Source organism: Pseudomonas pichavaramensis (assembly GCF_050473265.1).
Lineage (GTDB): Bacteria > Pseudomonadota > Gammaproteobacteria > Pseudomonadales > Pseudomonadaceae > Aquipseudomonas.
In genome coordinates this window covers 356,549-382,030 of the sequence record NZ_JBJKFJ010000003.1, presented here as the reverse complement: position 1 = coordinate 382,030, position 25,482 = coordinate 356,549, and the positions used below count along the sequence as shown (strand labels likewise).

At 62.5% G+C, this 25,482-nt stretch carries 19 protein-coding genes and 1 pseudogene; 9 read left to right on the top strand and 11 right to left on the bottom strand.

Annotation, left to right across the window (positions count from 1 at the left end; genetic code table 11):
- Positions 1-92 precede the first annotated feature (92 nt).
- Positions 93-1,355, top strand: coding sequence for an MFS transporter (locus tag ACJRW5_RS07560; protein WP_484569906.1), 1,263 nt, complete (start codon positions 93-95; stop codon positions 1,353-1,355).
- A 117-nt stretch (positions 1,356-1,472) separates the two neighbouring features.
- Positions 1,473-3,731, top strand: coding sequence for a glucosylglycerol-phosphate synthase (gene ggpS, locus ACJRW5_RS07555; protein WP_484569905.1), 2,259 nt, complete (start codon positions 1,473-1,475; stop codon positions 3,729-3,731).
- A 240-nt stretch (positions 3,732-3,971) separates the two neighbouring features.
- Here the strand turns inward: ggpS and ACJRW5_RS07550 are convergent, their stop codons facing one another.
- The 8 genes and pseudogenes from ACJRW5_RS07550 to zwf all read right to left on the bottom strand — a co-directional run bounded on the left by ACJRW5_RS07550 (position 3,972) and on the right by zwf (position 10,922).
- The gene (locus ACJRW5_RS07550) at positions 3,972-4,391 is read right to left on the bottom strand and encodes a VOC family protein (RefSeq protein ID WP_484569904.1); all 420 of its coding nucleotides are present in this window, start codon (positions 4,389-4,391) and stop codon (positions 3,972-3,974) included.
- A gap of 2 nt (positions 4,392-4,393) precedes the next feature.
- Positions 4,394-4,828 carry a YciI family protein gene (locus tag ACJRW5_RS07545; protein ID WP_484569903.1) on the bottom strand — a complete coding sequence of 145 codons (435 nt, stop codon included), beginning with the start codon at positions 4,826-4,828 and terminating at the stop codon, positions 4,394-4,396.
- A 347-nt stretch (positions 4,829-5,175) separates the two neighbouring features.
- Positions 5,176-5,709, bottom strand: a complete 534-nt coding sequence (locus tag ACJRW5_RS07540; RefSeq protein WP_484569902.1) for an REP-associated tyrosine transposase — start codon at positions 5,707-5,709, stop codon at positions 5,176-5,178.
- 121 nt (positions 5,710-5,830) lie between these two features.
- Positions 5,831-6,535: a methyl-accepting chemotaxis protein gene (locus tag ACJRW5_RS07535; RefSeq protein ID WP_484569936.1), complete on the bottom strand. Its 705-nt coding sequence runs from the start codon at positions 6,533-6,535 to the stop codon at positions 5,831-5,833.
- Between the two features lie 198 nt (positions 6,536-6,733).
- Positions 6,734-7,753, bottom strand: a pseudogene (locus ACJRW5_RS07530) (methyl-accepting chemotaxis protein); the annotation flags it as partial.
- A 326-nt stretch (positions 7,754-8,079) separates the two neighbouring features.
- Complete coding sequence (locus ACJRW5_RS07525; RefSeq protein ID WP_484569901.1) at positions 8,080-8,751, bottom strand: bifunctional 4-hydroxy-2-oxoglutarate aldolase/2-dehydro-3-deoxy-phosphogluconate aldolase; 672 nt, start codon at positions 8,749-8,751, stop codon at positions 8,080-8,082.
- Position 8,752: 1 nt separating this feature from the next.
- Positions 8,753-9,466 (bottom strand): 6-phosphogluconolactonase, encoded by a 714-nt coding sequence (pgl, locus tag ACJRW5_RS07520; RefSeq protein ID WP_484569900.1) that lies wholly within the window; start codon positions 9,464-9,466, stop codon positions 8,753-8,755.
- Positions 9,453-10,922: a glucose-6-phosphate dehydrogenase gene (gene zwf, locus ACJRW5_RS07515; protein ID WP_484569899.1), complete on the bottom strand. Its 1,470-nt coding sequence runs from the start codon at positions 10,920-10,922 to the stop codon at positions 9,453-9,455. Before zwf ends, pgl begins: the two co-directional genes overlap by 14 nt.
- A gap of 212 nt (positions 10,923-11,134) precedes the next feature.
- Between zwf and ACJRW5_RS07510 the strand changes: the two genes are divergently transcribed.
- The 3 genes from ACJRW5_RS07510 (at position 11,135) to sugE (ending at position 13,584) form a co-directional block, all read left to right on the top strand.
- Positions 11,135-11,995: a MurR/RpiR family transcriptional regulator gene (locus ACJRW5_RS07510; protein WP_484569935.1), complete on the top strand. Its 861-nt coding sequence runs from the start codon at positions 11,135-11,137 to the stop codon at positions 11,993-11,995.
- A gap of 185 nt (positions 11,996-12,180) precedes the next feature.
- Positions 12,181-13,128, top strand: coding sequence for a bile acid:sodium symporter family protein (locus ACJRW5_RS07505; RefSeq protein ID WP_484569898.1), 948 nt, complete (start codon positions 12,181-12,183; stop codon positions 13,126-13,128).
- Positions 13,129-13,269: 141 nt separating this feature from the next.
- Entirely contained in the window at positions 13,270-13,584 is a 315-nt protein-coding gene (gene sugE, locus ACJRW5_RS07500) for a quaternary ammonium compound efflux SMR transporter SugE (RefSeq protein ID WP_484569897.1), read from the top strand.
- Between the two features lie 73 nt (positions 13,585-13,657).
- On the opposite strand, the gene ACJRW5_RS07495 is transcribed toward sugE, so the two are convergent.
- Entirely contained in the window at positions 13,658-15,532 is a 1,875-nt protein-coding gene (locus ACJRW5_RS07495; protein ID WP_484569896.1) for an MFS transporter, read from the bottom strand.
- Between the two features lie 641 nt (positions 15,533-16,173).
- Between ACJRW5_RS07495 and ACJRW5_RS07490 the strand changes: the two genes are divergently transcribed.
- Positions 16,174-16,878 carry a 4'-phosphopantetheinyl transferase family protein gene (locus ACJRW5_RS07490; RefSeq protein ID WP_484569895.1) on the top strand — a complete coding sequence of 235 codons (705 nt, stop codon included), beginning with the start codon at positions 16,174-16,176 and terminating at the stop codon, positions 16,876-16,878.
- A gap of 196 nt (positions 16,879-17,074) precedes the next feature.
- Here ACJRW5_RS07490 and ACJRW5_RS07485 read toward each other — a convergent pair whose 3' ends face one another.
- Both ACJRW5_RS07485 and ACJRW5_RS07480 read right to left on the bottom strand, forming a co-directional pair.
- Positions 17,075-18,682 (bottom strand): ATP-binding protein, encoded by a 1,608-nt coding sequence (locus ACJRW5_RS07485; RefSeq protein ID WP_484569894.1) that lies wholly within the window; start codon positions 18,680-18,682, stop codon positions 17,075-17,077.
- A gap of 10 nt (positions 18,683-18,692) precedes the next feature.
- Positions 18,693-19,448 (bottom strand): response regulator, encoded by a 756-nt coding sequence (locus tag ACJRW5_RS07480; RefSeq protein ID WP_484569934.1) that lies wholly within the window; start codon positions 19,446-19,448, stop codon positions 18,693-18,695.
- 765 nt (positions 19,449-20,213) lie between these two features.
- Between ACJRW5_RS07480 and ACJRW5_RS07475 the strand changes: the two genes are divergently transcribed.
- The 3 genes from ACJRW5_RS07475 to ACJRW5_RS07465 all read left to right on the top strand — a co-directional run bounded on the left by ACJRW5_RS07475 (position 20,214) and on the right by ACJRW5_RS07465 (position 25,473).
- Complete coding sequence (locus ACJRW5_RS07475) at positions 20,214-23,120, top strand: ribonucleoside-diphosphate reductase subunit alpha (RefSeq protein ID WP_484569893.1); 2,907 nt, start codon at positions 20,214-20,216, stop codon at positions 23,118-23,120.
- A gap of 458 nt (positions 23,121-23,578) precedes the next feature.
- Positions 23,579-24,829 (top strand): ribonucleotide-diphosphate reductase subunit beta, encoded by a 1,251-nt coding sequence (locus ACJRW5_RS07470; RefSeq protein ID WP_484569892.1) that lies wholly within the window; start codon positions 23,579-23,581, stop codon positions 24,827-24,829.
- Positions 24,830-24,891: 62 nt separating this feature from the next.
- Complete coding sequence (locus ACJRW5_RS07465) at positions 24,892-25,473, top strand: hypothetical protein (RefSeq protein ID WP_484569891.1); 582 nt, start codon at positions 24,892-24,894, stop codon at positions 25,471-25,473.
- Positions 25,474-25,482 lie beyond the last annotated feature (9 nt).

Genomic DNA, 25,482 nt, shown 5'->3' with positions numbered 1-25,482 from the left:
TCCTTTAAAATCAAATAGATAAAAACGAAACGCAGAAATCATGGCGTGCTTCGTGCTTGCTATCAGTAGCACAGTTCCCTAGGGTAGTTCGCATGTGGTCTCTCATTGCCCCCATCAGTTCACTGCTGAGCGGCGTGGCTTTGCTCCTGCTTGGCAATGGTCTACTCAACACCCTACTGACCCTGCGTGGCGTCGCCGAAGGCTACTCCACCACGATGCTCGGACTGATCATGTCCGGGTACTTCGTCGGGTTCCTTCTCGGCACCTGGCTGGCGACTCCGCTGGTCCGGCGCATCGGGCATATCCGTGCGTTCGCCTGTTGCGCAGCACTGGCGGCCATCGCTGCCCTGCTCCATTTGCTGCTGATCAACCCGTGGATCTGGCTGTTCCTGCGCGTGCTTTATGGGCTGGGGCTGGTGACGCTGTACATGGTCATCGAGAGCTGGCTCAACGCCCAGGCGCCGAATGAAAAGCGCGGCCAGGTATTTGCCGTGTATATGGCGGTCAACCTCGGCGCTCTCGCGTTGGCCCAGCAACTGCTGCACCTTGCCGACCCGGTGCAATTCACTCTGTTCGCCATCGCCGCCATCCTCATCAGTGCGGCGCTGATGCCCATCACGCTGACCCGCCAGGTACAACCGAGCCTGCCGGAAACGCCACCCAGCAATCTGCGTCAACTGTGGAGCATCGCCCCACTGGCCATAGTCGCCGCCGGTCTGTCCGGGCTGGCGCTCGGCGGTTTCTGGGGCATGGCGCCGGTCTACGCCAGTCTGGCCGGCTTCGATACTGCTGGCGTTGGCCTGCTGATGACCGCCACCATTCTCGGCGGCGCGCTGCTGCAATGGCCCATCGGGATCTATTCGGATCGCCACGACCGCCGTCAGGTGCTGCTCTGGGTGGTGCTGCTGGCGGTCGGCCTGGCGCTGATCATGAGTCTGCTGCCAGCCGGGCCGCTGCTGCTCGGCGCCATCTTCATCTGGGGCGGCCTGGCCTTCGCCATCTACCCCATCGCCGTGGCGCAACTGATCGACCAGTTGCACAGCGATGAGATTCTTTCCGGCTCCGCCAGCCTGCTGATGGTCAATGGCATCGGCTCGGTCTGCGGGCCGCTGCTGGCTGGCGTCCTGATGGAACAGCTCGGCGCGGCAGCATTGCCACTCTACTTCGCCTGCACGCTCGGTCTGCTGGCCGCCTACACCTTCTATCGGCTGCGCCATGTCAGCGACCTGGTCAGCGGCGATGCCGCCCACTTCGTGCCCATGCTGCGCACCAGCCCCACCGTGCTGGAGCTGATGCCCGATGCGCCGCAGCATGAGCACGAGCCAATGGAGGACACCGCGAACCCCGTGTCCTGAAGACGTTAACCGGCTGTTTCGGCAAGGCCCCGAGCCTACCCCAAGCAGCCAGAACCCGGCCCTGCCGGCCGCTCGCCAACGAGCCGCGCCGCACCGGCCACTTCTGGAGAAACAACGATGCTATTAGCTACCGACCTGGATGGAACCTTTCTCGCCGGCGCCCCTGAAGACCGCCTGAGCCTCTATCAGACCATCGCCGCGCACCCCGAGATCAAACTCGCCTATGTCACCGGGCGCAGCCTGGAGGCGGTGCTGCCGTTGCTGGCTGACCCGACCCTGCCGCAGCCGGACTACATCATCGCCGACGTCGGCGCGACCCTGGTGCACGGCGACAGCCTGCAGCCGATCCAGCCACTGCAAAGCGCGGTCGATGCCCACTGGCCCGGTGAAAGCCAGGTGGCCAGCACCATCGAAGCCTTCGGCCTGGAGCGCCAGGACGTGCCACAGGCACGCCGCTGCTCCTACTTCTGCACGCCCGAGCAGGCCAACAACCCGGCCCTGCTCGAAGCGGCAGACAGCCTCGGCTGCGACCTGCTGTACTCCGCCGGGCTGTACCTCGACTTTCTGCCCAAGGGTGTGAACAAGGGCAGCAGCCTCAAGTCCCTGGCCGACTGGCTGGAACTGAATCACGACCAGGTGCTGGCCGCCGGCGACACCCTCAACGACCTGTCCATGCTCAGCTCCAGCTTCCATGGCGTGTGCGTCGGTGAATCAGAAAGCGCGCTGCTGGAGGCCACCAGCAATCATTCGCGCACGCTGCATGCCAATCGTCCGGGCTGCGGTGGCATTCTCGAAGCCTTCGCCCATTTCGGTTTTCTCGGCGAGCATGGCATCGCTGCCGAACGCCGCCAGGCTGCTCAGCCCGGCAAGGCGGAGCTGGTGATGGTCTATCACCGCCTGCCTTACGAGGAATATCGTAATGCAGCCGGCAAACTGCAGCGCCGCCGCCCGACCTCGCCCAACGGCATCATCCCAACCCTGCTCAGTTTCTTCGGCGATGGTCGCCCGGGCTCCTGGGTTGCCTGGGCCGTACATGAGGACGGCGACGAGCCCTTCGACAGCCACACCACAGTAGACGCCGAGCGCTACCCCAAGCTCACCGCTGCGCGGGTCAAGCTGAGCAAGGAAGAAGTCGACGTCTTCTACAAGCGCTTCTCCAAGGAAGCCTTCTGGCCGACGCTGCACACCTTCTGGGAACGCGCCACCTTCAACGAAGACGACTGGCAGGTATTCCTCAAGGTCAATCGCGCCTTCGCCGAACGTACAGCCCTGGAAGCCGCCGAAGGCGCCATTGTCTGGCTGCACGACTACAACCTGTGGATGGTGCCGGCCTACCTGCGCGAGCTGCGCCCGGACCTGCGCATCGCCTTCTTCCACCACACCTACTTCCCTTCGGCAGACGTGTTCAACGTACTGCCCTGGCGCCGGCAGATCGTCGGCAGCCTGCTGCAGTGCGACTACATCGGTTTTCACATCCCGCGCCAGGTGGAGAACTTCGTCGATGTCGCCCGAGGCGTATTCCCCCTGCAGACGCTGGAACGACAAAGCTGTGCACCGCGCTTCATCACGTACGGCTGCGCCGTGGGCCTGGAGCGCATGACCACTGCACTGGACACCGGCACACGCCAGGTCAAACTCGGCGCGCATCCGGTCGGCCTGGATATCGACCGCGTGCGCAGCGCGCTGGAAGCACCGAAGATCAAGGAGTTGATGGGGCAACTGCGTGAGGAAATGAAAGGCGTCAAGTTGATCCTGTCGGTCGAACGTCTCGATTACACCAAGGGCATTCTGGAAAAGCTCAACGCCTACGAGCGACTACTGGATGACAACCCCGAGCTGATCGGCAAGGTCACCCTGGTCACCGTCTGCGTACCCGCGGCACGGGAAATGACGGTCTACGACGAGCTGCAAACGCAGATCGAGCAGGCCGTGGGCCGCATCAACGGCCGCTTCGCCCGTATAGGCTGGACGCCGTTGCAGTTCTTTTTCCGCAGCCTGCCGTTCGAGGAAGTCAGCGCCTGGTACGCCATGGCCGACGTGATGTGGATCACCCCGCTGCGTGACGGCCTCAACCTGGTGGCCAAGGAATTCGTCGCAGCCCAGGGCCTGCTCGGTGGGCGCGGTGTACTGGTGCTGTCGGAGTTCGCCGGCGCCGCCGCCGAACTCAAAGGCGCGTTACTGACCAATCCGCACGATCCGGCCGACCTGGCGCAAACCTGCTATCTGGCCCTGAACCTGCCCAAGAGTGAAGCCCAGGCGCGCCTGCGCGAGCTGTTCGATATCGTCAACTACAACGATATCCGTCGCTGGGGTGAGGAATTCCTGGCAGGCGTGCAAGTTCAGGAAGAGCCTACGCCGCTGACTCTGGCGAGCTAGCAGCGCTCACAAGTGGAGCTTGCGTCTTGTGGGAGGCGCTTTAGCGGCGAGCTTCCAGCCTTGTCGCGGCTGATGATCGGAGCTGCCGGATACTGCTCGTTCAGGAACCGCTTCAGTCTTTCGCGGCTGAAGCGCAATGCCGCTCAGCCGTTCCTAAGGTGCTCGTTTGCTCGGTAGGAGCGGCTTCAGCCGCGAAAGCTTGAATCCCGCGCACCCGGGCCGGGTTCAGGACGCTTGCAGTCAGCCCTGCTGGCTATCGACTACACAGTTGATCATCCATGGCACCCCGAAACGGTCGGTGAGCATGGCGAAACGGGTCGCCCAGAACGTCGCCTGCAGCTCCATCTGCACCTCACCACCGGCCGACAACGCCTCATACAGGCGCTCAGCCTCGGGCACGTTGTCCACCTGCAGGGAGATCGAGCAGCCCTTGATGCCTGGGTGCGGATACTGTGGGGTGGTGTCGGAAGCCATCAGGACCTGATCACCCGCCGTCAGGCACACGTGCATCACCCGATCGTGAAACTCCGGCGGCACCTCGCCGGCATCCGGACTTTCACCGAAACGCATCAGCTCCAGCTTGCCGCCCAGCAGCTCGGCATAGAAGTTGAAGGCTTGCTCGCACTGACCGTCGAACATCAGATAGGCATGTATCTTCATCGCTACTCTCCTTGGTTTTCACTGCTCATGCGCGCGCGGATACGATCCTCCTGCTCACGCAACTCGGGGGTGAACTCGGCGCCGAAATCCTCGGCCTCGAAGATCTGCCGAATCTCGATATCGGATTCGCCAGGCATGGGATTGGGGCAACGTTTGACCCAGTCGATACAGGCCTGCAGCGACTCGACCTGAAATATCCAGAAGCCGGCCACCAATTCCTTGGTTTCCATGAACGGGCCATCGATTACCGTACGCTGCGAACCGGAGAAGCGCACCCGCGCGCCCTTCGAGCTGGGGTGCAGGCCTTCTGCGGCCTGAATCACACCGGCTGCGGCCAATTGCTCGTTGTAACGGCCCATGGCCGTCAACAACTCCTCGCAGGGCATCACACCGGCCTCGGAATCTGCCGTCGCTTTGACAATCACCATGAAACGCATCGCCTTTCTCCTTGTTCGAGTCGAAGTCGCGCGCAGGGTGTCTCCCTACGGCTGACAGTGAACCCTGGGCGGGGTTCTATGCAGTAGTCGAACGGGCGACGGAAGAATCGACAGGCACATTGAAAAAAGCTGGTGTGCGCAGCGCACCCTACGAGGTGAACGGCGCACATCCCGTAGGGGGCGACACGCGAACAACATCATTCGCCGTACTCGCCGTCATCCACTAAGACGTGCCCCCAAACCATCGGATATGTGCCCTTTTTCATCACCCGAGAAAAGCCGGTGCGCGCAGCGCACCCTACGAGGTGAACGGCACACACCCCGTAGGGTGCGCCATGCGCACCGCGTCATTCACCGTATTCGCCGCCGTCCACCAAAGCGTCACCACCCCAGTCCGGCGGATATATCCCCTCGTTTACCAACCGGTGGAAGCTCGACCAAGGCCAATCCCCTACACGATCGACCAAGCCATGCTTCACCGGATTGAAATGCAGGTAATCCATATGCCGCTGGTAATCGCCTTCATCACGAATGCGGTGCTCCCAGAAGCGCCGCTGCCACAGCCCGGCTTCACGACGCAGGCTACGGCTCAGACTCACGGTTCCAGGTATCGCGATTGCCTGAGAGGTCAACCGCTTGATCATCGACCAGCGTGAGCCAATATCTGCATCGCCCTCTGGCATGCGCCAGACACAGTGCAGGTGGTCAGGCAACAACACCCAGCCCTCGATGACGAAGGGACGGTGTAAACGGACTCGTTCGATGGCGCGGCGCAAGGCTGCGCGCAATGGCGCATCGGTCAGCACCGGGAGACGTTGGTGGCTGACCAGCGTGAAGAAATAGCATGCGCCCGCATCACGGGCGCGGCGGTAATTGGACATTCCCTGTCTCCTGAATCCTTGCCGGCAGATTCAGGATAGTCCGCGGTGCGTGCAGCGCACCCTACGGCTTGAACGGCGCACATCCCGTAGGGTGCGCCGCGCGCACCGAATCCAACTCGTATCAAACGCGGAAACGGCTGACCAATAGCTGCAGATGATTGCCCAGACGCGCCAACTCCACCGAGCTGGCGGCGGTCTCTTCGCTGGCAGCGGCAGTCTGCTCGGCCACGTCGCGGACGTTGAGCACGCTGCGGCCGATTTCTTCGGCGACGGCGCCCTGCTGTTCGGCAGCCGCGGCGATCTGCTGGTTCATCGACTGGATATTGGAGACCTTCTGGTTGATCACACCCAGTGCCACACCGGCCTTGCGCGCCAGTTCGACGCTGCCTTCGGTCATGCTGCGGCTCTCGTCGAGCACACCGGCGACCTGTTGAGTGCCGCGCTGCAGTGCGCCGATCAGGCTCTCGATCTCCTCGGTGGACTGCTGTGTACGCCGCGCCAGGCTGCGCACCTCGTCGGCCACCACGGCGAAGCCACGCCCGGCCTCACCAGCCCGCGCCGCTTCGATGGCGGCATTGAGCGCCAGCAGGTTGGTCTGATCGGCCACCGCCTTGATCACGTCCATCACGCTGCCAATCTTCTCGCTTTCCTTCTGCAGCAGGTTCATCGCATCGGTGGAGCGCACCATCTCTGCCGCCAGCGCCTCGATCTGGCCGATGGCCTCGGCGACCACGCGATCACCCTGATTGGCTTCGGCGTCGGCATCGACCGCAGCGAGCGACGCCTGCTCGGCATTGCGTGCCACCTCGTTGACCGTGGCAGACATCTCCTGCATCGCAGTGGCCACCTGATCGGTCTCCAGCTTCTGGCTGTTGACCCCGGCGCTGGTCTGCTCCGTGACGGCCGACAGTTCCTCAGCGGCGCTGGCGATCTGGCTGACGCTGTCACTGATACCGCCGATGAGCTCACGCAGGGATTGGCCCATACGCTGCACACCTTGCTGCACCACACCGATCTCGTCGCTACGGCTGGTTTCCGGCAGGTCCGTCAGATCACCCGCAGCAATACGCTCCACCACCTGCAGCGTCTCCCCCAGAGGCCGAGTGATCTGGCGCGTCATGACGATGGCCGAGCCAATTCCGATAAGCAGCGCCACCAGCGTAGTGATCAACTGCATGGACTTGGCCGCCGCGCTGTCGCTGTTGCGCTGTACGACCTGGTTGTGCACCAACTCGTCGCTCAACCTGACGATCTCATTACCCGTCTGGTCCAGCTCGTCACGTGCCTTCAGCGCCGCCGTATTGGCCTGCTGGAACGCCTCCACCACCGCCCGGTAATCATCGAAGCCACTCTGAATGGCCTTGACCTGTGCAGCGCTCTCGCTGCCCATGGCCACATCGAGCTGGGTCAGGCTGTCGGCCGTTCTCTGCACCTGCCGAGTCACTGCCGCCTCGGTATCAGCATTGACGTTGGCGGTGTAACCACGCACCTCGTAACGCATCAACTGAATGCCTTCCTTGGCATCGCGCATAGCCCGATAGCGCACCTGGCGCTGCGGATCGTATTCCGGCATGCGCTCGATTAGCGTATCGAGCGCTTCGATCTCGGCGAAGACCTCACGTGCCAGCCGTCCCATTTCCTTGCGCGTGGCGGCGGCGTCGGCAAATGCACTGCGCATGGCGGTCAGGGAATCCTGATAGTGAGCGATCTGCCCATTCTGTTCCTTGAGCAAGCGAACGTTATCTGCCGACCTGAAGTTACCCATGATGCGCTCGTGAGACTCGCGATAGAGATCCAGCGCGCGCTGCATCTCATCCCCCAGTTTCTCGTCGCCATTGCTCATCACATAACGCACACGATTGACTCTCAGATCATCGAGCAGGTTGTTGACCTCGTTGATCTCGACGACTCGCTGCCCGCGCTCGATCAGGCGGCTGATGCCATCCCAGCCGGTGATCGCAAGAATCAGGGTAAGCAGAAGCACAAGGCCGAAGCTGAAGGCGAGCTTCAGGGTGACGCTGACGTTGCCGAGCCATTTGCTCATGAAATTCTCCGTCCAAGGAAAAGGGATTGGATATCCGCTGGAGAATTGTTCTTGTTGCCAGCACGCTAACCACGGCACTCAAAAAGTGACCAATCGGTCGACGATATCATGGCGCCACTATTAAGTCATCATTCAACTAGATGACCAGATAAGTGGATTGGACGGAAATTGATTGGCAGGCCAAGACGACAATCGCCCCGGTAAAAACAGCCGAAAAGCATTCGAATGTGGCGCTCGACCCTACCCGCTGAAGATGAACATTTTGCGCTGACGCCTGCCACACCGACGTCAGGGCAGGCAGTTTCAACCACCTGCCACTAGCCGAGTCATGCCAGCAACTGCAACGCCTCGCTGCTGGACTGCTGGATACGCGCCCAGTTGCCGCTCTCGACCCAATCACGCTGGAACATCCAGGTGCCACCCACGCACATGACGTTGGGCTGCGCCATGTAAGACCTGAGGTTGTCCGGATTGACCCCGCCAGTCGGGCAGAAGCGCACGCCGCCAAAAGGCCCGGCCAGCGCCTTGAGCGCGGCCACGCCACCGCACAGTTCAGCCGGGAACAACTTGAAGCGGCGGTACCCCAGGGCATAGCCGACCATCAGTTCCGACGCACTGCTCACTCCCGGCAACAACGGCACAGGGCTGTCCACTGCTGCCCGCAACAGCTCATGGGTGCTGCCCGGCGTGACGATGAACTGCGCACCGGCAGCGGTAGCCGCCGCCAGCATTTCCTCATCGAGCACGGTGCCGGCGCCGACGCACAGCTCCGGACGCTCGGCGCGCAGACGGCGAATCGCTTCCAGACCATGCTCCGAGCGCAGGGTCACTTCCAGCACCCGCAGGCCACCGGCGGCGAGAGCATCGGCCAGCGGCAGGATGTCCTCCTCACGGGCGATGGTAATCACCGGCATGATCTGCGCCTGGGCGCAGATGCGGTCGATCTCGGCAATTTTGTCGGCCATGCGCGCACGCTGGTTTTGGTCAAGGCTGGTCATGTCAGGGGCACCAATGGATTTCGAGAGGGGAATTGAGGAAGGCGCGAATTGGCAACTGGGCGGTGTCGCCCGGCTGCAGCGCCGCTTTCAGGGTGTTCAGTTTCGCCTGGCCCTGGATCGCCAGCAGCGACAGGCCAGCGCTGGCCAGGACCGGCAGCGTCAAAGTCAGGCGTTGCGCCGGTTCGCTCGGCGCGCGCATTGCCAGCACCCGACGCGGGCAGTCGGTCTGCAGCGCCTGTGCCAGGTTGGCGCTGCCGGGAAACAGCGAGGCGGTATGGCCATCGTCGCCCATGCCCAGCACCAACACATCGATGGGCGCCAGTTCGGCGACGGCTGCATCGGCCAGTTCGGCAGCCTGCTCATGATTACCGGCGACCTGATAAAGGCTGAGGAAACGCGCTTCGGCAGCAAGCCCACGCAGCAGATGGCGACGCACCAGGGCCTCGTTGCTGGCGGCGTGATTGACTGGCACCCAACGCTCGTCGGCCAGGCTCACCAATACCTGCGCCCAGGGCAACTCGCACTGTGACAGCGCCTCGAAAAATGGCACCGGGCTGCGGCCGCCGGAGACTACCAGGGTTGCCCGACCGCGCCTGGCAATGGCTTCGCGCAGCGCCTCGGCCACGCGCTGCGCCAGCGCCTGAGCCAGTTGCTCGGCATCATCGTGCGGGCGGGCCTGTACACCCTGCGGCAGTTCAAGTTCAGAGATCGCCATACCAGCTCCTGCCATCGCGAGTGATCAATGCAACCGAGGCCATGGGGCCCCAGCTGCCGGCCGTGTAGGGTTTCGGCGCTTCGCCGAGGCGCTGCCAACCGTCGATCAACTGATCGCACCACTGCCAGGCGTACTCGATCTCATCCTTGCGCACGAACAGGTTCTGGTTGCCGCGCATCACTTCCAGCAGCAGCCGCTCGTAGGCATCGGGGATGCGCGCACTGCGATAGGTATCGGAGAAGCTCAGCTGCAACGGGCCGCTGCGCAACTGCATGCCCTTGTCCAACCCCTGATCCTTGGTCAGCACCTGCAGGGCGATGCCCTCGTCCGGCTGCAGGCGGATGATCAGCTTGTTGCCGATCAACTGCCGCTGCTCCGGGGCAAAGATGTAGTGCGGCGGCGCCTTGAAGTGAATGACGATCTGCGACAACTTCTGCGGCATGCGCTTGCCGGTGCGCAGGTAGAACGGCACACCGGCCCAACGCCAGTTGCGGATGTCCGCGCGCAGGGCGACGAAGGTCTCGGTATCGCTCTGCGCGTTGGAGTTTTCCTCTTCGAGGTAGCCCGGCACCGGCCGGCCGTCGCTGCTGCCGGCAACGTACTGGCCGCGCACCACACGCTGGCCGAGCTGCTCGACGCTGATCGGCTCCAGCGCTTTGAGCACCTTGACCTTCTCGTCACGGATGCTGTCGGCGGACAGGTCGCTGGGCGGGTCCATGGCAATCAGGCAGAGCAGCTGCAGCAGGTGATTCTGGATCATGTCGCGCAACTGCCCGGCCTGATCGAAATAGCCCCAGCGCCCTTCTATGCCCACCTTCTCGGCCACGGTGATTTCCACGTGGGAAATATGGTTCTGGTTCCACTGGGTTTCGAACAGGCTGTTGGCAAAGCGCAGGGCAATCAGGTTCTGCACCGTTTCCTTGCCCAGGTAATGGTCGATGCGGTAGACGCGGTTCTCCGGGAATACCTGAGCCACCGCATCGTTGACCGCACGCGAGGAAGCCAGGTCATGGCCGATCGGCTTTTCCAGTACCACTCGCGTGCCTTCGTCCAAGCCCACCGCTGCCAGGTTGGCGCAGATGCCGCCATAAACTGAAGCCGGAGTGGCGAAGTAGGCGATCAACTGATCCTGCGGGCTGACGTGCTCGAGCAACGCCGCGTAATCCTCGGCCTTGAGAAAATCCATGACCAGATAGCTCAACCTTGCGAGAAAGCGCGAAAGGTCGACGTCCGTCAGCTCCTTGGCAGGCACATACAGGCGCAGCGCCTGCTCGATGGTGCCCAGGTGGCTGCTAGGCGCTCCGGCATCGCGGGCCAGCGCCAGAATGCGCGTGCCATCGTGCAGCAAACCGGCGCGATCGAGCTGGTAAAGCGCGGGAAACAGCTTGCGCAACGCGAGATCGCCCAAGGCACCGAACAGGGCAAAGGTACAGGATTCAAGCTTGATTGCGGCCATGAGATTGTTCTTTTATCAAGATGCGTTAGAAATACCGCTTGATTGTGCTTTTATCAAGGACAAATATTGTTATAGCAACAACATTACTTACTACAAGAGATAAGTCAGTGGTGACCATCGAGCGTCATCAGTAGGATAGGCCGGTTGTTTTACCGCCCATCGCAATGCCGCCAAGCCCGTTCAACCGCCTGTTAGGAGCCCCTATGGACCGCGTGCGCAACCTGCTGGAAAAGATCCAGAGCCGCCTGGACGACCTGAACAAGGCTGAACGCAAGGTCGCCGAAGTGATCCTCTACGACCCGCAGCAGGCCACTCGTTTCAGCATTGCCGCCCTGGCTCAGGCTGCCGGGGTCAGCGAGCCGACGGTCAACCGCTTCTGTCGCTCCTTCGGTGCCAACGGCTATCCCGAGCTGAAAATGCAGCTGGCGCAGAGTCTGGCCAGCGGCGCGGCCTACGTCAGCCGTGCGGTATCTGCCGATGACGGCCCCGAGGCCTATACCCGCAAGATCTTCGGCAGCACCATCGCGTCACTGGACGCAGCCTGCCAGAGCCTCGACCCGCAGCACGTCAGCCGCGCCGTCGACCTGCTGATTCAGGCGCGGCAGATCCACTTCTTCGGCCTCGGCGCCTCTTCCTCGGTGGCACTGGACGCGCAGCACAAGTTCTTCCGCTTCAATCTGGCGGTCTCCGCCCACTCGGATGTGCTGATGCAACGCATGATCGCCTCGGTCGCGCACACCGGCGATCTGTTCGTGATCATTTCCTACACCGGGCGCACCCGCGAATTGGTCGAGGTCGCGCGCCTGGCCCGTGAGAACGGCGCCTCGGTGCTCGGCCTCACCGCTGCCGGTTCCCCCCTGGCCAAGACCAGCACCCTGAGCCTGGACATTCCGCTGCCGGAAGACACCGACATCTATATGCCGATGACCTCGCGCATCATCCAGCTCACCGTGCTCGACGTGCTCGCCACCGGCGTCACCCTGCGTCGCGGGGTGGACTTCCAGCCGCACCTGCGCAAGATCAAGGAAAGCCTCAGCGCCAGCCGCTACCCGGCGGACGAGGAGCCGCTGTAAGGCGTTTGTAGGCACCTGCCTGCTGGCGATCCGTCAGCTCGAAAAACCTCAGTAGAACATCGCCGGCAAGCCGGCTCCTACAGCGCGGGTACGCTGCGAGCTCAATACAGTCATGACTCGACCAGGCAAATAACGACGCTTCTGGTAGGCTTGCCGGCTTTTCCGAACCTGCCAGGAAACACGCCATGCATGCCCTGATCGCCCTCAGCCGTTTCGTCGGCAGCACCTTCGCCATCTGGGTGCTGCTGTTCGCCATTCTGGCGTTCTTCCAGCCTACCTGGTTCGCATCAATGACCGTGCTGATCGTCCCGCTGCTCGGCCTGATCATGTTCGGCATGGGCCTGACCTTCAAAGGCTCGGACTTCCAGGAAGTTGCCCGCCGCCCGCTGGCGGTACTGCTCGGCGTCATTGCGCAGTTCAGCATCATGCCGGTGCTGGCCTGGGCCCTGTGCCGGGCCTTCGCGCTGCCGCCGGAAATCGCCGTTGGCGTGATACTGGTGGGCTGCTGCCCGGGTGGCACCGCCTCCAACGTGATGACCTGGTTCGCCCGCGGCGACCTGGCGCTGTCAGTATCGATCACCGCCATCACCACCCTGCTCGCCCCGCTGGTGACACCCGCGCTGATCTGGCTGCTGGCATCGGAATGGCTGCCGGTGTCGTTCAGCGCCATGCTCATTTCCATCCTCAAGATGGTGCTGCTACCCATCGTTCTCGGCCTGATCGTCCAGCGCGTGCTTGGCGAGCGGGTGAAGACCGCCGTGGAAGTGCTGCCGTTGATATCGGTAGTGAGCATCGTCGCCGTTGTCGCGGCAGTGGTCGCCGCGAACCAGGGCAAGATCGCCGAATCCGGCCTGCTGATCATGGCGGTGGTGATCCTGCACAACGGTATCGGCCTGGGCCTGGGTTATCTGGCCGGGCGCGTGTTCGGCATGAACCTGGCGCAACGCAAGACCCTGTCCATCGAGGTCGGCATGCAGAACTCCGGCCTCGGCGCCGCCCTGGCCAGTGCTCACTTCAGCCCACTGGCAGCCGTGCCCAGTGCACTGTTCAGCGTCTGGCACAACCTCTCCGGCCCGCTGCTGGCGACGCTCTATCGGCGGATGGAGCAGCGCTCAGAGCAACGCGCCGACTGAGCCAACACCACGCACCAATCCAGGGCGCCTTGCTCCAAATGCACCAATATGCACAATATTGGCGCACGCGAGGACGACCTCCGCACCCCGATCGCGGGGTGGCTCATCCGGGGACGGCCCCTTCAGCCACTGGAGGTGAATATGTCCTGGATCATTCTGTTTCTCGCCGGCCTGTTCGAGGTCGGCTGGGCCATCGGCCTGAAATACACCGACGGTTTCACCCGCCCATTGCCAACGCTACTGACCGTCTGCGCGATGCTGGTCAGCCTGGCCCTGCTTGGCCTGGCCATGAAGGAGCTGCCACTGGGCACCGCCTACGCCATCTGGACCGGCGTCGGCGCCGTAGGCACGGTGATCGCCGGCATCATCCTGTTCGGTGAGTCGATGGCCCTGCTGCGCCTGGCCAGCGTCGCACTGATCGTCTGCGGGCTGATCGGGCTCAAGCTGAGCCACTGAGAAAGCCGGGCTCCAGACCAGCGGGAGGCGCTTCAGCGGCGAAAGCATCGCGGCTCAAGCCCCTCCCACAAGCTCAACGCCAATCCCCGCGCAACGCGGCCACCTGAGCCTGCAGCGCCTCGCGCTTGGCCTGCTCGGCCGTCACCGGCGCACCGGCCACCAGACATACCCGCGACCACAGGCGGCGGAAGATGCCCTTGTGCGGATCGCGACTGAAGAAGCTGCCCCACAGGCCTTGCAGGGCCATGGGAATCACCGGCACCGGGTTTTCTTCGAGAATGCGCTCAACGCCGGCCTTGAACTCGTCGATCTCGCCATCGGCGGTCAGCTTGCCTTCGGGGAAGATGCACACCAGCTCGCCGTTGCGCAGGTACTCGGCAATCTTCTTGAAGGCGGCGTCGTAGATCAGCAGATCCTCGTTGCGCCCGGCAATCGGTACGGTGCCGGCGGTGCGGAAAATGAAGTTGAGCACCGGCAGGTCGTAAATCTTGTAGTACATGACGAAGCGCACCGGCCGGCGCACCGCCCCGCCGATCAGCAGCGCATCGACAAAAGAGACGTGGTTGCACACCAGCACCGCAGCGCCTTCATCCGGGATCGCCTCGAGCCCCTTGTGCTCGACCCGGTACATCGAATGCCCCAGCAGCCAGATGAGAAAGCGCATGCTGAACTCGGGGACGATCTTGAAGATGTAGCTGTTGACCGCGACATTCATCAGCGAGGCCACCAGAAACAGCTGCGGGATCGACAGCCCGGCAACGCTCAGGAACAGAATCGTGACGATGGCAGACACCACCATGAACAGCGCGTTGAGAATGTTGTTGGCAGCGATCACCCGCGCCCGTTCGTGCTCGGCAGTACGCGATTGGATCAAGGCATACAGCGGCACGATATAGAAGCCGCCGAACAGGCCGATGCCGAGAATGCAGCCGAGAATCCACCAGGCCTGACCATAGCCCAGCAGCGCCAGCCAATCGTGCGGGGCCGCGCCCTGCGGGAAGCCGCCGGAGAACCACCAGAGCAGCACGCCGAACAGGGTCAGGCCGATGGAGCCGAACGGCACCAGACCGATCTCCACCTTGTGCCCGCTCATACGCTCACACAGCATCGAACCCAGGCCGATGCCTAACGAGAAGACCGTGAGAATCAGCGTCACCACACTCTCGTCGCCGTACAGCCACTCCTTGGAATAGGCCGGAATCTGCGTCAGGTAGATCGCGCCAAGAAACCAGAACCAGGAGTTGCCCACCAGCGAGCGCGACACCGCCGGGCGCTGCCCCAGCCCCAACTTCATGATCACCCAAGACTGGCGGAAGATATTCCAGTCCAGCTTCAGCTCCGGCATGGCCGCAGCGGCTTTGGGAATGCCCTGACTGGCGAGGTAACCGAGCACTGCCACGCCGACCACGGAACCCGCGACGACGGGCGCATAACTGCTGCTGGCCATCATGATCCCGGCGCCGATGGTGCCAGCGAGAATCGCCAGGAAGGTGCCCATCTCCACCAGCGCGTTGCCGCCCACCAACTCCTGCTCCTGCAGGTGCTGCGGCAGGATCGAATACTTCACCGGACCGAACAGCGCCGACTGCGTACCCATGGCGAACAGCACCGCCAGCATCAGTGGCAGGTTGTTCAACAACACCCCGGCAGCCCCGGCGAGCATGATGAAGATCTCGGCGAGCTTGATCTTGCGAATCAGCGAGTCCTTGGCGAATTTCTCACCGAACTGACCACCCAACGCAGAAAACAGAAAGAACGGCAGGATGAACAGCAAGGCGCAGAGATTGACCAGCAGATCGCGGTCGACACCGGTATTGAGCTTGAAGAGGATGGCGAGAATCAGCGACTGCTTGAAGATGTTGTCGTTGAAAGCGCCGAGCAATTGCGTCGTGAAGAACGGCAGGAAGCGCTTCTTGCCGAGCAAGGCGAATTGCGATTGTTGGGTCATCGTCCATGGTCCTCGCGGGGGTCGGTTGGCCCGCACAGACATTTGACTGCAAATCCCCCCACGAAAGCCACAGGACAAATGCGAACGCCTTGGCGGTTCGCGACAGCGTGGGAGAGGCTTTAGCCGCGACAGCAACTGCGCAGAGCACGCCGCTGAAGCGCCTCCCACAGCTTCCCGCAGACGCCACTCATCGGTGCGCACGGCGCACCCTACGAAACCGAATACCAACACCCTGGCGATACGCCACAGCGTGGGAGGGGCTTTAGCCGCGACAGCAATTGCACAAAGCTCGCCGCTGAAGCGCCTCCCACAGCCGGGTGCATCGTGACGACTCGGTCCAGTAGGGTGCGCCGTGCGCACCAAGAAGACGCCCCTCGGTGCGCGCGGCGCACCCTACTATGCGCCAACCGCTTGCCCAAACGCAGCGCAAAAAAAACGGCAGCCCAATCGGGCTACCGTTCTCGAACTCGGAGAAAACATCAGTGCCAGGCACTGACTACAACCTCACCTGCATTCCTTGAGGAATGCCAGCACAGTCTGACAAAAGCCCAGGGCAGCGTCCGTTTAGCTTTGTTAACTGCCTGCAAAGAAATGTAAACGGCAGATGACTGAGCAGTCCGCCGCACGGCACAATCGCGCCCATGAACACCTACCATCCCGCCTGCTGCAGCCCCCTCGACGATCACTATCCCCTGCCCCGGCCGCTGGCTGGCGCGCAGCTGATCAGCACGCAGTTCGATCCCGCACTGCTGAGCGCCGATGACTTCCAGCGTTGCGCCATCGCGCCAGTGCGTGGCGTGGCCAAGCGCCAGAGCGAATACCTGGCCGGCCGCCTCTGCGCCCGTGAAGCGCTGCGCCGCGTGACCGGCAGCGCCAGCGTGCCCGCTGTCGGCGCAGACCGCGCGCCGCAATGGCCGGTTGGCGTGACCGGCTCCATCACCCACGGCGACAACTGGGCTGCCGCACTGGTCGCGCCAGGCAGTCAATGGCGCGCCCTGGGTCTCGATGTCGAACGCCTGCTGCCGACCGAGCGTGCCCGGCGCCTGCAGGGCGAAATCCTCACCCCTGCCGAGCTGCAACGCCTGCAGCAGCTGGACGAGGAAAACCACGCCCGGCACATCAGCCTGACCTTCTCGCTGAAGGAGAGCCTGTTCAAGGCCCTCTACCCGCTGACCCTGAAGCACTTCTACTTCCACGACGCCGAACTGCTGGACATCGACCAGGACAGCGCGCGCCTGCGCCTGCTGATCGACCTGCACCCCGATTGGCGCGAGGGGGCCGAGCTGGAAGGTCAGTTCGTGCTGTTCGATAACAAGGTACTAAGCCTGGTGGCCTTGGCGGCGTGAGCATGCGCTCCGCCATACGCGGATCATCCGGTGCGCGCGGCGCACCCTACAATGCAGGCGGCAGTCGCAGCGTAGCCCGGATGAAATCCGGGAACAGGTCGCCGGCCAGCCCCGGATTGCATCCGGGCTACGAAAAATTCGGTGCGCAATTGCGTAGGGTGCGCCATGCGCACCGGGGTCGACACAAGGCCGCGCCCTACTCGCCCTGACGCCGCGGCCACACCAGACTGAAACGCGCACCGCCCAGGCTGTCGCTGCGACCGATCTGCGCGCGACCGCCGTGCCAATAGATGATCCGCCGCACGATGGACAGGCCCAAACCGTGCCCGCCCGAGGCCCGCGTGCGGCTGTCATCGAGACGCAGGAAGGGACTGAACAAGCGCTCCCAGGCTTCTTCCGGCACGCCGGGGCCATCATCCTCAACATCGATGCGGCAACGCTTGTAACCCACCTGACAGCTGATCAGCACCCGCCCCTCGGCATGACGCATGGCGTTGCTCACCAGGTTCTGCAGCGCTCGATGCAGGTAGCGCGGCTCGGCCTCAACCCAGCAGGCGCCCTCGGCCTGCACGCTGAGCACCGCGCCGCACTCCACCCGCACCCTGTTGCTCAACGGCGCCAGCTCGTCGATCACCTGATCGATCAGCGCCTTGAGCTCCACCTGCTGGAAGTTCAGCGCCGGCGAGCCCTGCTCCAGGCGCGCATAGGTCAGCATCTCGTCGACCAGTTTGTCGAGGTCCTGGATGTCGCTGTCCATACCGTCCATGTATTTGTTGCGCGCCGCCTCGTTCGGCGCATCGGCGATCATCTCCAGGCCAAAACGCAGGCGCGCCACCGGCGTGCGCAGCTCATGGGACACCGCGCGCACCAGCTCGCGCTGAGTGCTCAGCGAGGTCTGCAGGTGCTCGGCCATGGCGTTGAAGCTGCTGGCCAGTCGGCCTACCGAGTCGGCGCCGCGCGCCGGCACTCGGGCGTCCAGCCGGCCGCTGGCAATATGCGTGGCCGCGCCTTCCAGGGCGCGCAGGCGCTGCTCCAGCGAGCGCACCAGCAGATAGACAATCAGGCCGATCAGGCTCAAACCCAGCGCACCGATCAACACCAGCAACTGCGGTGGATAAGGATTCATCTGATACAGCGGGCCGATCTCCAGCACCCAGGGCGTATCGACGATGCCGGAAAACACGTAGATGGAATCGCCACCCTTGCCCAGCGCCATCACCGTATCGCCCTCATCGATGCGCCGACGCTGGTCGAGATCGATGCCGGCCTCCTCGAGTCGCACCAACTGCAGGTCGAAACCGAAACGCTTGGCCTCCTTCAGCTCGGCCAGACGCCTTGGCTGCTCGTCCACCGGATAGCGGATCAGCTCGTCGATCAACAAATAGTTGGTGGCGCGTGCCAGCTGCTCGCTGATCTGCTGGATCTCGCCAGTCAGCAGCAACGGCTGCTTGCCGTCGAGCAGGCCGTAGACCTTGGCCGAGTGCGGGCCGGTCTGCTGCACCAGCACATGGCCGCGCTGCAGCCGGTTGCGCTCGCTGCTTTCCAGCGGCACATCGCTGAGCGCCTGCAGCGCCAGCGGAATGCCGAGCAAACGCGACCAGACCACCAGCGCGCGCTTGCGCTCCACCTCATTCATCGGCAGCAGGTTGTCCGCCATCAGGCGGAAAGTGCCGCGCGCCAGACCCTCGCGATACTGGTCGCCACGCACCTCGTTGACCAGATGCAGCGCACCGACGCCGAGCAGCGCCACCAGCACCAACGCGGCGAGCATGCCGCCGTAGATGCGCAGGAAGATCGAATTCATGGGCGGACGCTCAATCGCGTACGGCAGGCGCCGCATCGCCATGCGGCAACGCCTCGGCGGCCTCGGCGACGAACAGGTAGCCCTTGCTGCGCACCGTCTTGATCAGCCGTGGATGCATCGGGTCGTCGCCGATCTTCGGCCGGATACGTGAAATGCGTACGTCGATGGAGCGGTCCTGGCCGTCGTACTCGATGCCGCGCAGGGAATTGAAGATCTCCTCGCGTGACAAGATGCGCCCGGCATTGACCGCCAGCAGCCAGAGCAGGTCGAACTCGGCACTGGTCAGCTCGATGCCCTGCTCGCCCAGCCAGGCTTCGCGCATGGCGCTGTCGATGGCCAGCGGGCCGAACTGCAGACGCCGCGGCACGCCCTCGTCGCGCTCGCTTTCGCCGCCCTCACGACGGCGCAACAACGCACGAATGCGCGCCAGCAACACACGCGGGCGCACCGGCTTGCACACATAATCGTCAGCGCCCATTTCCAAACCCAGCACCTGGTCCATATCGTCGGTGCGGGCGGTCAGCATCAGGATCGGCCCCTTGTAGCCGCTGCGCACCTTGCGGCAGATGCTCAGGCCGTCTTCGCCCGGCAACATCAGATCGAGGATCACCAGGTCCGGCTGCTCGGCGAGGATGCGTGCAGCGGCGCGAGCACCGTCGTCTTCGATGGCCACGCGCAAGCCGTTACCTTCCAGATACTCGCGGGTCAACTGCGCCAGGCGCTGGTCATCCTCGACGATCAGAATCTGCCACGCTTCTTGTTCCACACCCTGCCCCTTCTGCATACCGGCCAGCGCCGCAATCACGACAGCCATTCTAGGGGCTGTCGGCGCTTCGGCGCGAGCGGCAAACCGGACGCCATATCACCGCGCCAGCGCCTAGCACAGCACATGCCAAAATCACTACATATAGTGGTAGTCTGTGCGCCACCGAACAGCCTCGCCAGCGCGTGAAAAACCTTCCATCAGGGGCGACGAACGGTCATCGATAGTCAGAGCCAGAGAACACGGGCGCTTGGCCGCACGCACCCACAAGGCACGCACATCTTATCCACAGGTTGTTCTTCCCCCAGCGCCTTGCAATGCCGCAAACAGCGCACTATCTTGTATCCCCATCGCGCGACACCCACCAGATGTTGGGTTAAAACGAAAAACCGAACACAAGAAGAACTCATCGCGCAAGCCCTTTTCACAGGGTTTTCCAGGTATTTCGTTTGATCGCTTTACACAATCCCGGGCCTGGCCCGGGTATCGCCACGCGAGATCGCTCGACGATACGCGTGAGCAGGCCAGACAGTGAACAGATTCATCTGTCGGCCACTATATGTAGTAGGCGAGGTGCCGTAACACCTCGCCGGACTTATGCGCCAGGACGGCACTTCAAGTCGTGCCCACCCTGCCAGCTCTTGCGACACCCCGTGCCCGGCCCCGTTGCCGCGTACGGAACAGTTGTTAATGGAATGAACGGCGGACAAGGCGCGACATCTACTGTCGTGACGTCCAACCAGAAAATTACAGAACACGGAGATCTCCATGCATACCGACACTACTCGCGAGAACCCGCAGGCCGTGACGCCGCAGGCCGCCGATTCCTCCCAGGATCTGGCAGCCACCGCGCCCGGCCAACTGCGTGTGATCAAGCGCAACGGCACCGTCGTCCCTTACACCGATGACAAGATCACCGTTGCCATCACCAAGGCGTTCCTCGCTGTAGAAGGCGGCACCGCTGCCGCTTCGTCGCGTATCCATGACACCGTCGCGCGCCTGACCGAGCAGGTCACCGCCACCTTCAAGCGCCGCATGCCGTCCGGCGGCACCATCCACATCGAAGAGATCCAGGATCAGGTCGAACTGGCCCTGATGCGCGCCGGCGAGCAGAAAGTCGCCCGTGACTACGTGATCTACCGCGAAGCCCAGGCCAGCAAGCGCAAGGCCAGTGCCGGCAGCGAAATCGCCCAGCCGCACCCGAGCATCCGCATCACCACCGCAGGTGGCGAACTGCAGCCGCTGGACATGGGCCGCCTGCAGACCATCATCCGCGAAGCCTGCGAAGGCCTGGCCGAAGTCGATGGTTCGCTGATCGAGCGCGAAACCCTGAAGAACCTGTACGACGGCGTAGCCGAGAAGGACGTCAACACCGCCCTGGTGATGACCGCCCGCACCCTGGTCGAGCGTGAGCCGAACTACAGCTACGTCACCGCCCGCCTGCTGATGGACAACATCCGCGCCGAGGCCCTGAGCTTCCTCGAAATCACCGCCAGCGCTACTCACCACGAGATGGCCGAGCTGTACGCCAAGGCCCTGCCGGCTTATGTGGCCAAAGGTGTCGAGTTCGAGCTGCTGGACAGCAAACTGCAAGGCTACGACCTGGAGAAACTGGGCGCTGCGCTGAACCACGAGCGTGATCAGCAGTTCACCTACCTCGGCCTGCAGACCCTGTACGACCGTTACTTCATCCACAAGGACGGCATCCGTTTCGAACTGCCGCAGGTGTTCTTCATGCGCGTGGCCATGGGCCTGGCCATCGAAGAGCCGAAGAACCGCGAAGACCGCGCCATCGAGTTCTACAACCTGCTGTCCTCGTTCGACTACATGGCGTCGACCCCGACCCTGTTCAACGCCGGCACCCTGCGTCCGCAGCTGTCCTCGTGCTACCTGACCACCGTGCCGGACGACCTGTCGGGCATCTACGGCGCCATCCACGACAACGCCATGCTGTCGAAATTCGCTGGCGGTCTGGGCAACGACTGGACCCCGGTGCGCGCGCTGGGCTCCTACATCAAGGGCACCAACGGCAAATCCCAGGGCGTCGTGCCCTTCCTCAAAGTGGTCAACGACACCGCCGTTGCCGTCAACCAGGGCGGCAAGCGCAAGGGCGCGGTCTGCGCCTACCTGGAAACCTGGCACATGGACATCGAGGAATTCCTCGAGCTGCGCAAGAACACCGGTGACGACCGTCGCCGTACCCACGACATGAACACCGCCAACTGGATTCCGGACCTGTTCATGAAGCGCGTCTTCGAAGACGGCAAGTGGACCCTGTTCAGCCCGAGCGAAGTGCCGGACCTGCACGACCTGACCGGCAAGGCCTTCGAAGAGCGCTACGAGTACTACGAAGCCCTGATCGAGTACGGCAAGATCAAGCTGTACAAGACCATCCAGGCCAAGGACCTGTGGCGCAAGATGCTCTCGATGCTGTTCGAGACCGGCCACCCGTGGCTGACGTTCAAAGACCCGTGCAACCTGCGCAGCCCGCAGCAGCACGTCGGCGTGGTCCACAGCTCCAACCTGTGCACCGAGATCACCCTGAACACCAACAAGGACGAGATCGCCGTCTGCAACCTGGGTTCGGTCAACCTGGTCAACCACATCGTCGACGGCAAGCTGGACATCGAGAAACTCGGCCGCACCGTCAAGACCGCTGTGCGCATGCTCGATAACGTTATCGACATCAACTACTATAGCGTGGACCAGGCGCGTAACTCCAACTTCAAGCACCGTCCGGTCGGCCTCGGCCTGATGGGCTTCCAGGACGCCCTGTACCTGCAGCACATCGCCTACGGCTCCGATGCCGCCATCGAGTTCGCCGACAAGTCGATGGAAGCCATCAGCTACTACGCCATCCAGGCTTCCTGTGACCTGGCCGACGAGCGCGGCAGCTACAGCACCTTCGAAGGTTCGCTGTGGAGCAAAGGCATCCTGCCGCTGGACTCGCAGCAACTGCTGATCGAAGCCCGTGGCCAGAAGTACATCGACGTCGACCTGAGCGAGTCGCTGGACTGGGCGCCGGTGCGCGAGCGCGTGAAGAAAGGTATTCGTAACTCGAACATCATGGCCATCGCGCCGACCGCGACCATCTCCAACATCATTGGCGTGTCGCAGTCCATCGAGCCGACCTACCAGAACCTGTACGTGAAATCGAACCTCTCCGGCGAGTTCACCGTGATCAACCCCTACCTGGTACGCGACCTGAAGAACCGCGGCCTGTGGGACCCGGTCATGGTCAACGACCTGAAGTACTACGACGGCTCCGTGCAGCAGATCGAGCGCATCCCGCAGGATCTGAAAGACCTGTACGCCACCGCCTTCGAAGTGGAAACCAAGTGGATCGTCGACGCCGCCAGCCGTCGCCAGAAGTGGATCGACCAGGCGCAGTCGCTGAACCTGTACATCGCCGGCGCCAGCGGCAAGAAGCTGGACGTGACCTACCGCATGGCTTGGTACCGTGGTCTGAAAACCACCTACTACCTCCGTGCCCTGGCCGCCACCAGCACCGAGAAGTCCACCATCAACACCGGCAAGCTCAACGCGGTATCCGCCGGTGGTGACGACGGCTTCTCGGCCAAAGCCCAGGCGCCTGCCCAGCAGGCCGCCCCGGCCCCGGCGCCAGTACCAAAAGCGTGCGCCATCGACGAACCCGACTGCGAAGCCTGCCAGTAAGGCTGGCGCGTGGATCTGAGCGGCATTCGCGGCGTTACCTGCCGGAGCGGCCCCCATCACGTACATGCGTACGCTCAGGGGCTCCACTCCAGCAGGTGCCTTGCGACTACTCGCTCAGCTGCACGCTCGAAGGTTGGATGAAAAGCTAGAGCAACACACTGATCAGTCCCCTCTCCCGCTTGCGGGAGAGGGTTAGGGAGAGGGCAAAGCTCTTCCGTAGGAGCGGCTTCAGCCGCGAAAATCGCGGATAAATCCGCTCCTACCCGAACCTTGCCCCTCTCAAAAATTCCCGCCCCTCCTCCTCCGGGTCGAGCGGCAACGGTCAGCCCGCAATCCATCGCGACTGACCAGTGGTACCCGTTTACCCTTGCGCGCATCACGCAACGGAACATAATTCAAATTATCTGTATATCCATACAGGCCGGTACATTCACCGGCCCTCACGCAGGAGCCAAGCCATGCTGAGCTGGGATGAATTCGACAAGGAAGACGGCGCCGAAGCAGTCGCCGCAAGCAAAGCCACCGCGCAGAGCGCCAGCACCAACTTCGACAAGCTCGACAGCGAAGCTGCCGGCTCGGTCGAAGAAGCGCGCGCCGTTGACGCCAACGACTCCGACGCCGTCGCCCGCGCCAAGAAGGCCCTGAACGACCTCGACATCCAGGAAGGCCTGGACGACCTCGAAGGCGCCGCCGCGCGCGTACAGGTCGGCGACAAGCAGATGATCAACGCCCGCGCCGACCTCAACCAGCTCGTACCCTTCAAGTACGACTGGGCCTGGCAGAAGTATCTGGATGGTTGCGCCAACCACTGGATGCCGCAGGAAGTGAACATGAACGCCGACATCGCGCTGTGGAAATCCACAGACGGTCTCAGCGAAGACGAGCGCCGCATCGTCATGCGCAACCTCGGCTTCTTCTCCACCGCCGACAGCCTGGTTGCCAACAACCTGGTGCTGGCCGTGTACCGCCTGATCACCAACCCCGAGTGCCGCCAGTACATCCTGCGCCAGGCCTTCGAGGAAGCGATCCACACCCACGCCTACCAGTACTGCATCGAGTCGCTGGGCATGGATGAAGGCGAAATCTTCAACATGTACCACGAGATCCCGAGCGTCGCGAAGAAAGCCTCCTGGGGCCTCAAGTACACCCGCTCGATCTCCGACCCGCAGTTCCAGACCGGCACCCCGGAAACCGACCGCCAGTTCCTGCGCAACCTGATCGCCTACTACTGCGTACTGGAAGGCATCTTCTTCTACTGCGGCTTCACCCAGATTCTCTCCATGGGCCGCCGCAACAAGATGACCGGCACCGCCGAGCAGTTCCAGTACATCCTGCGTGACGAGTCCATGCACCTGAACTTCGGCATCGACGTGATCAACCAGATCAAGATCGAGAACCCGCACCTGTGGGACGCCCAGATGAAGGACGAAGCGACTCAGATGATCCTGCAGGGCACCCAGCTGGAGATCGAATACGCGCGTGACACCATGCCGCGCGGCGTACTGGGCATGAACGCCGCGATGATGGAGGACTACCTCAAGTTCATCGCCAACCGTCGTCTGACCCAGATCGGCCTGAAGGAAGAGTACCCAGGCACCACCAACCCCTTCCCGTGGATGAGCGAGATCATGGACCTGAAGAAGGAGAAGAACTTCTTCGAAACCCGAGTGATCGAGTATCAGACGGGTGGGGCGTTGAGCTGGGATTGAGTAACGAAGACGGGCCTATTGACCGCGAGCCTTGTATCTAGCATTTACTGAGGGAATAGCAAGTGAGTAGTAACGAAGCCAGGTTTCATCTTTCTATCCGTGACGGAGTCTTTGAGATTACTGGTTCCGAAGGGTTCGTCTCCGAGCAAATCAATAGCTTCAAAGAAGCCATCTTGGACACTTTGACGAGGAGAACGGTTGACGCCCCCATCGTTGGCCATCAACCGTCGCCCCCGTGCCCCCAACTTCTGCTAGAGGCGCCAGCAGAGGAAGAGCCTGCATCCGCGAATCCATCAGATACGTACAATCGGGTTCTTCATATGGAGGGCGATCAGGTTAGGGTGCTTAAACGGATCCCCGGCGGCACTCTTGCGAAAAAAACAGTTAATGCTGCACTGGTCTACCTTTGGGGAAAACGGTCTCTAGGCATTAACGAAGTCCCCATGCAAGAAATCAGACAGCTTTGCCAAGAACAAAGCTGTCTTGACGCTTCAAACTTCGCTGGAATCCTTAAAAACGCAAAGGAATTTATTCTTCTGGATGGGAAAAAAGGTTCCTCATCCAAAACATGCAAGCTGACTATTCCAGGTGTAGAAGAGGCTGGAAAACTGCTAGCACAGCTGAATGGAAAGTCCAACGAATAGGAACCTAGC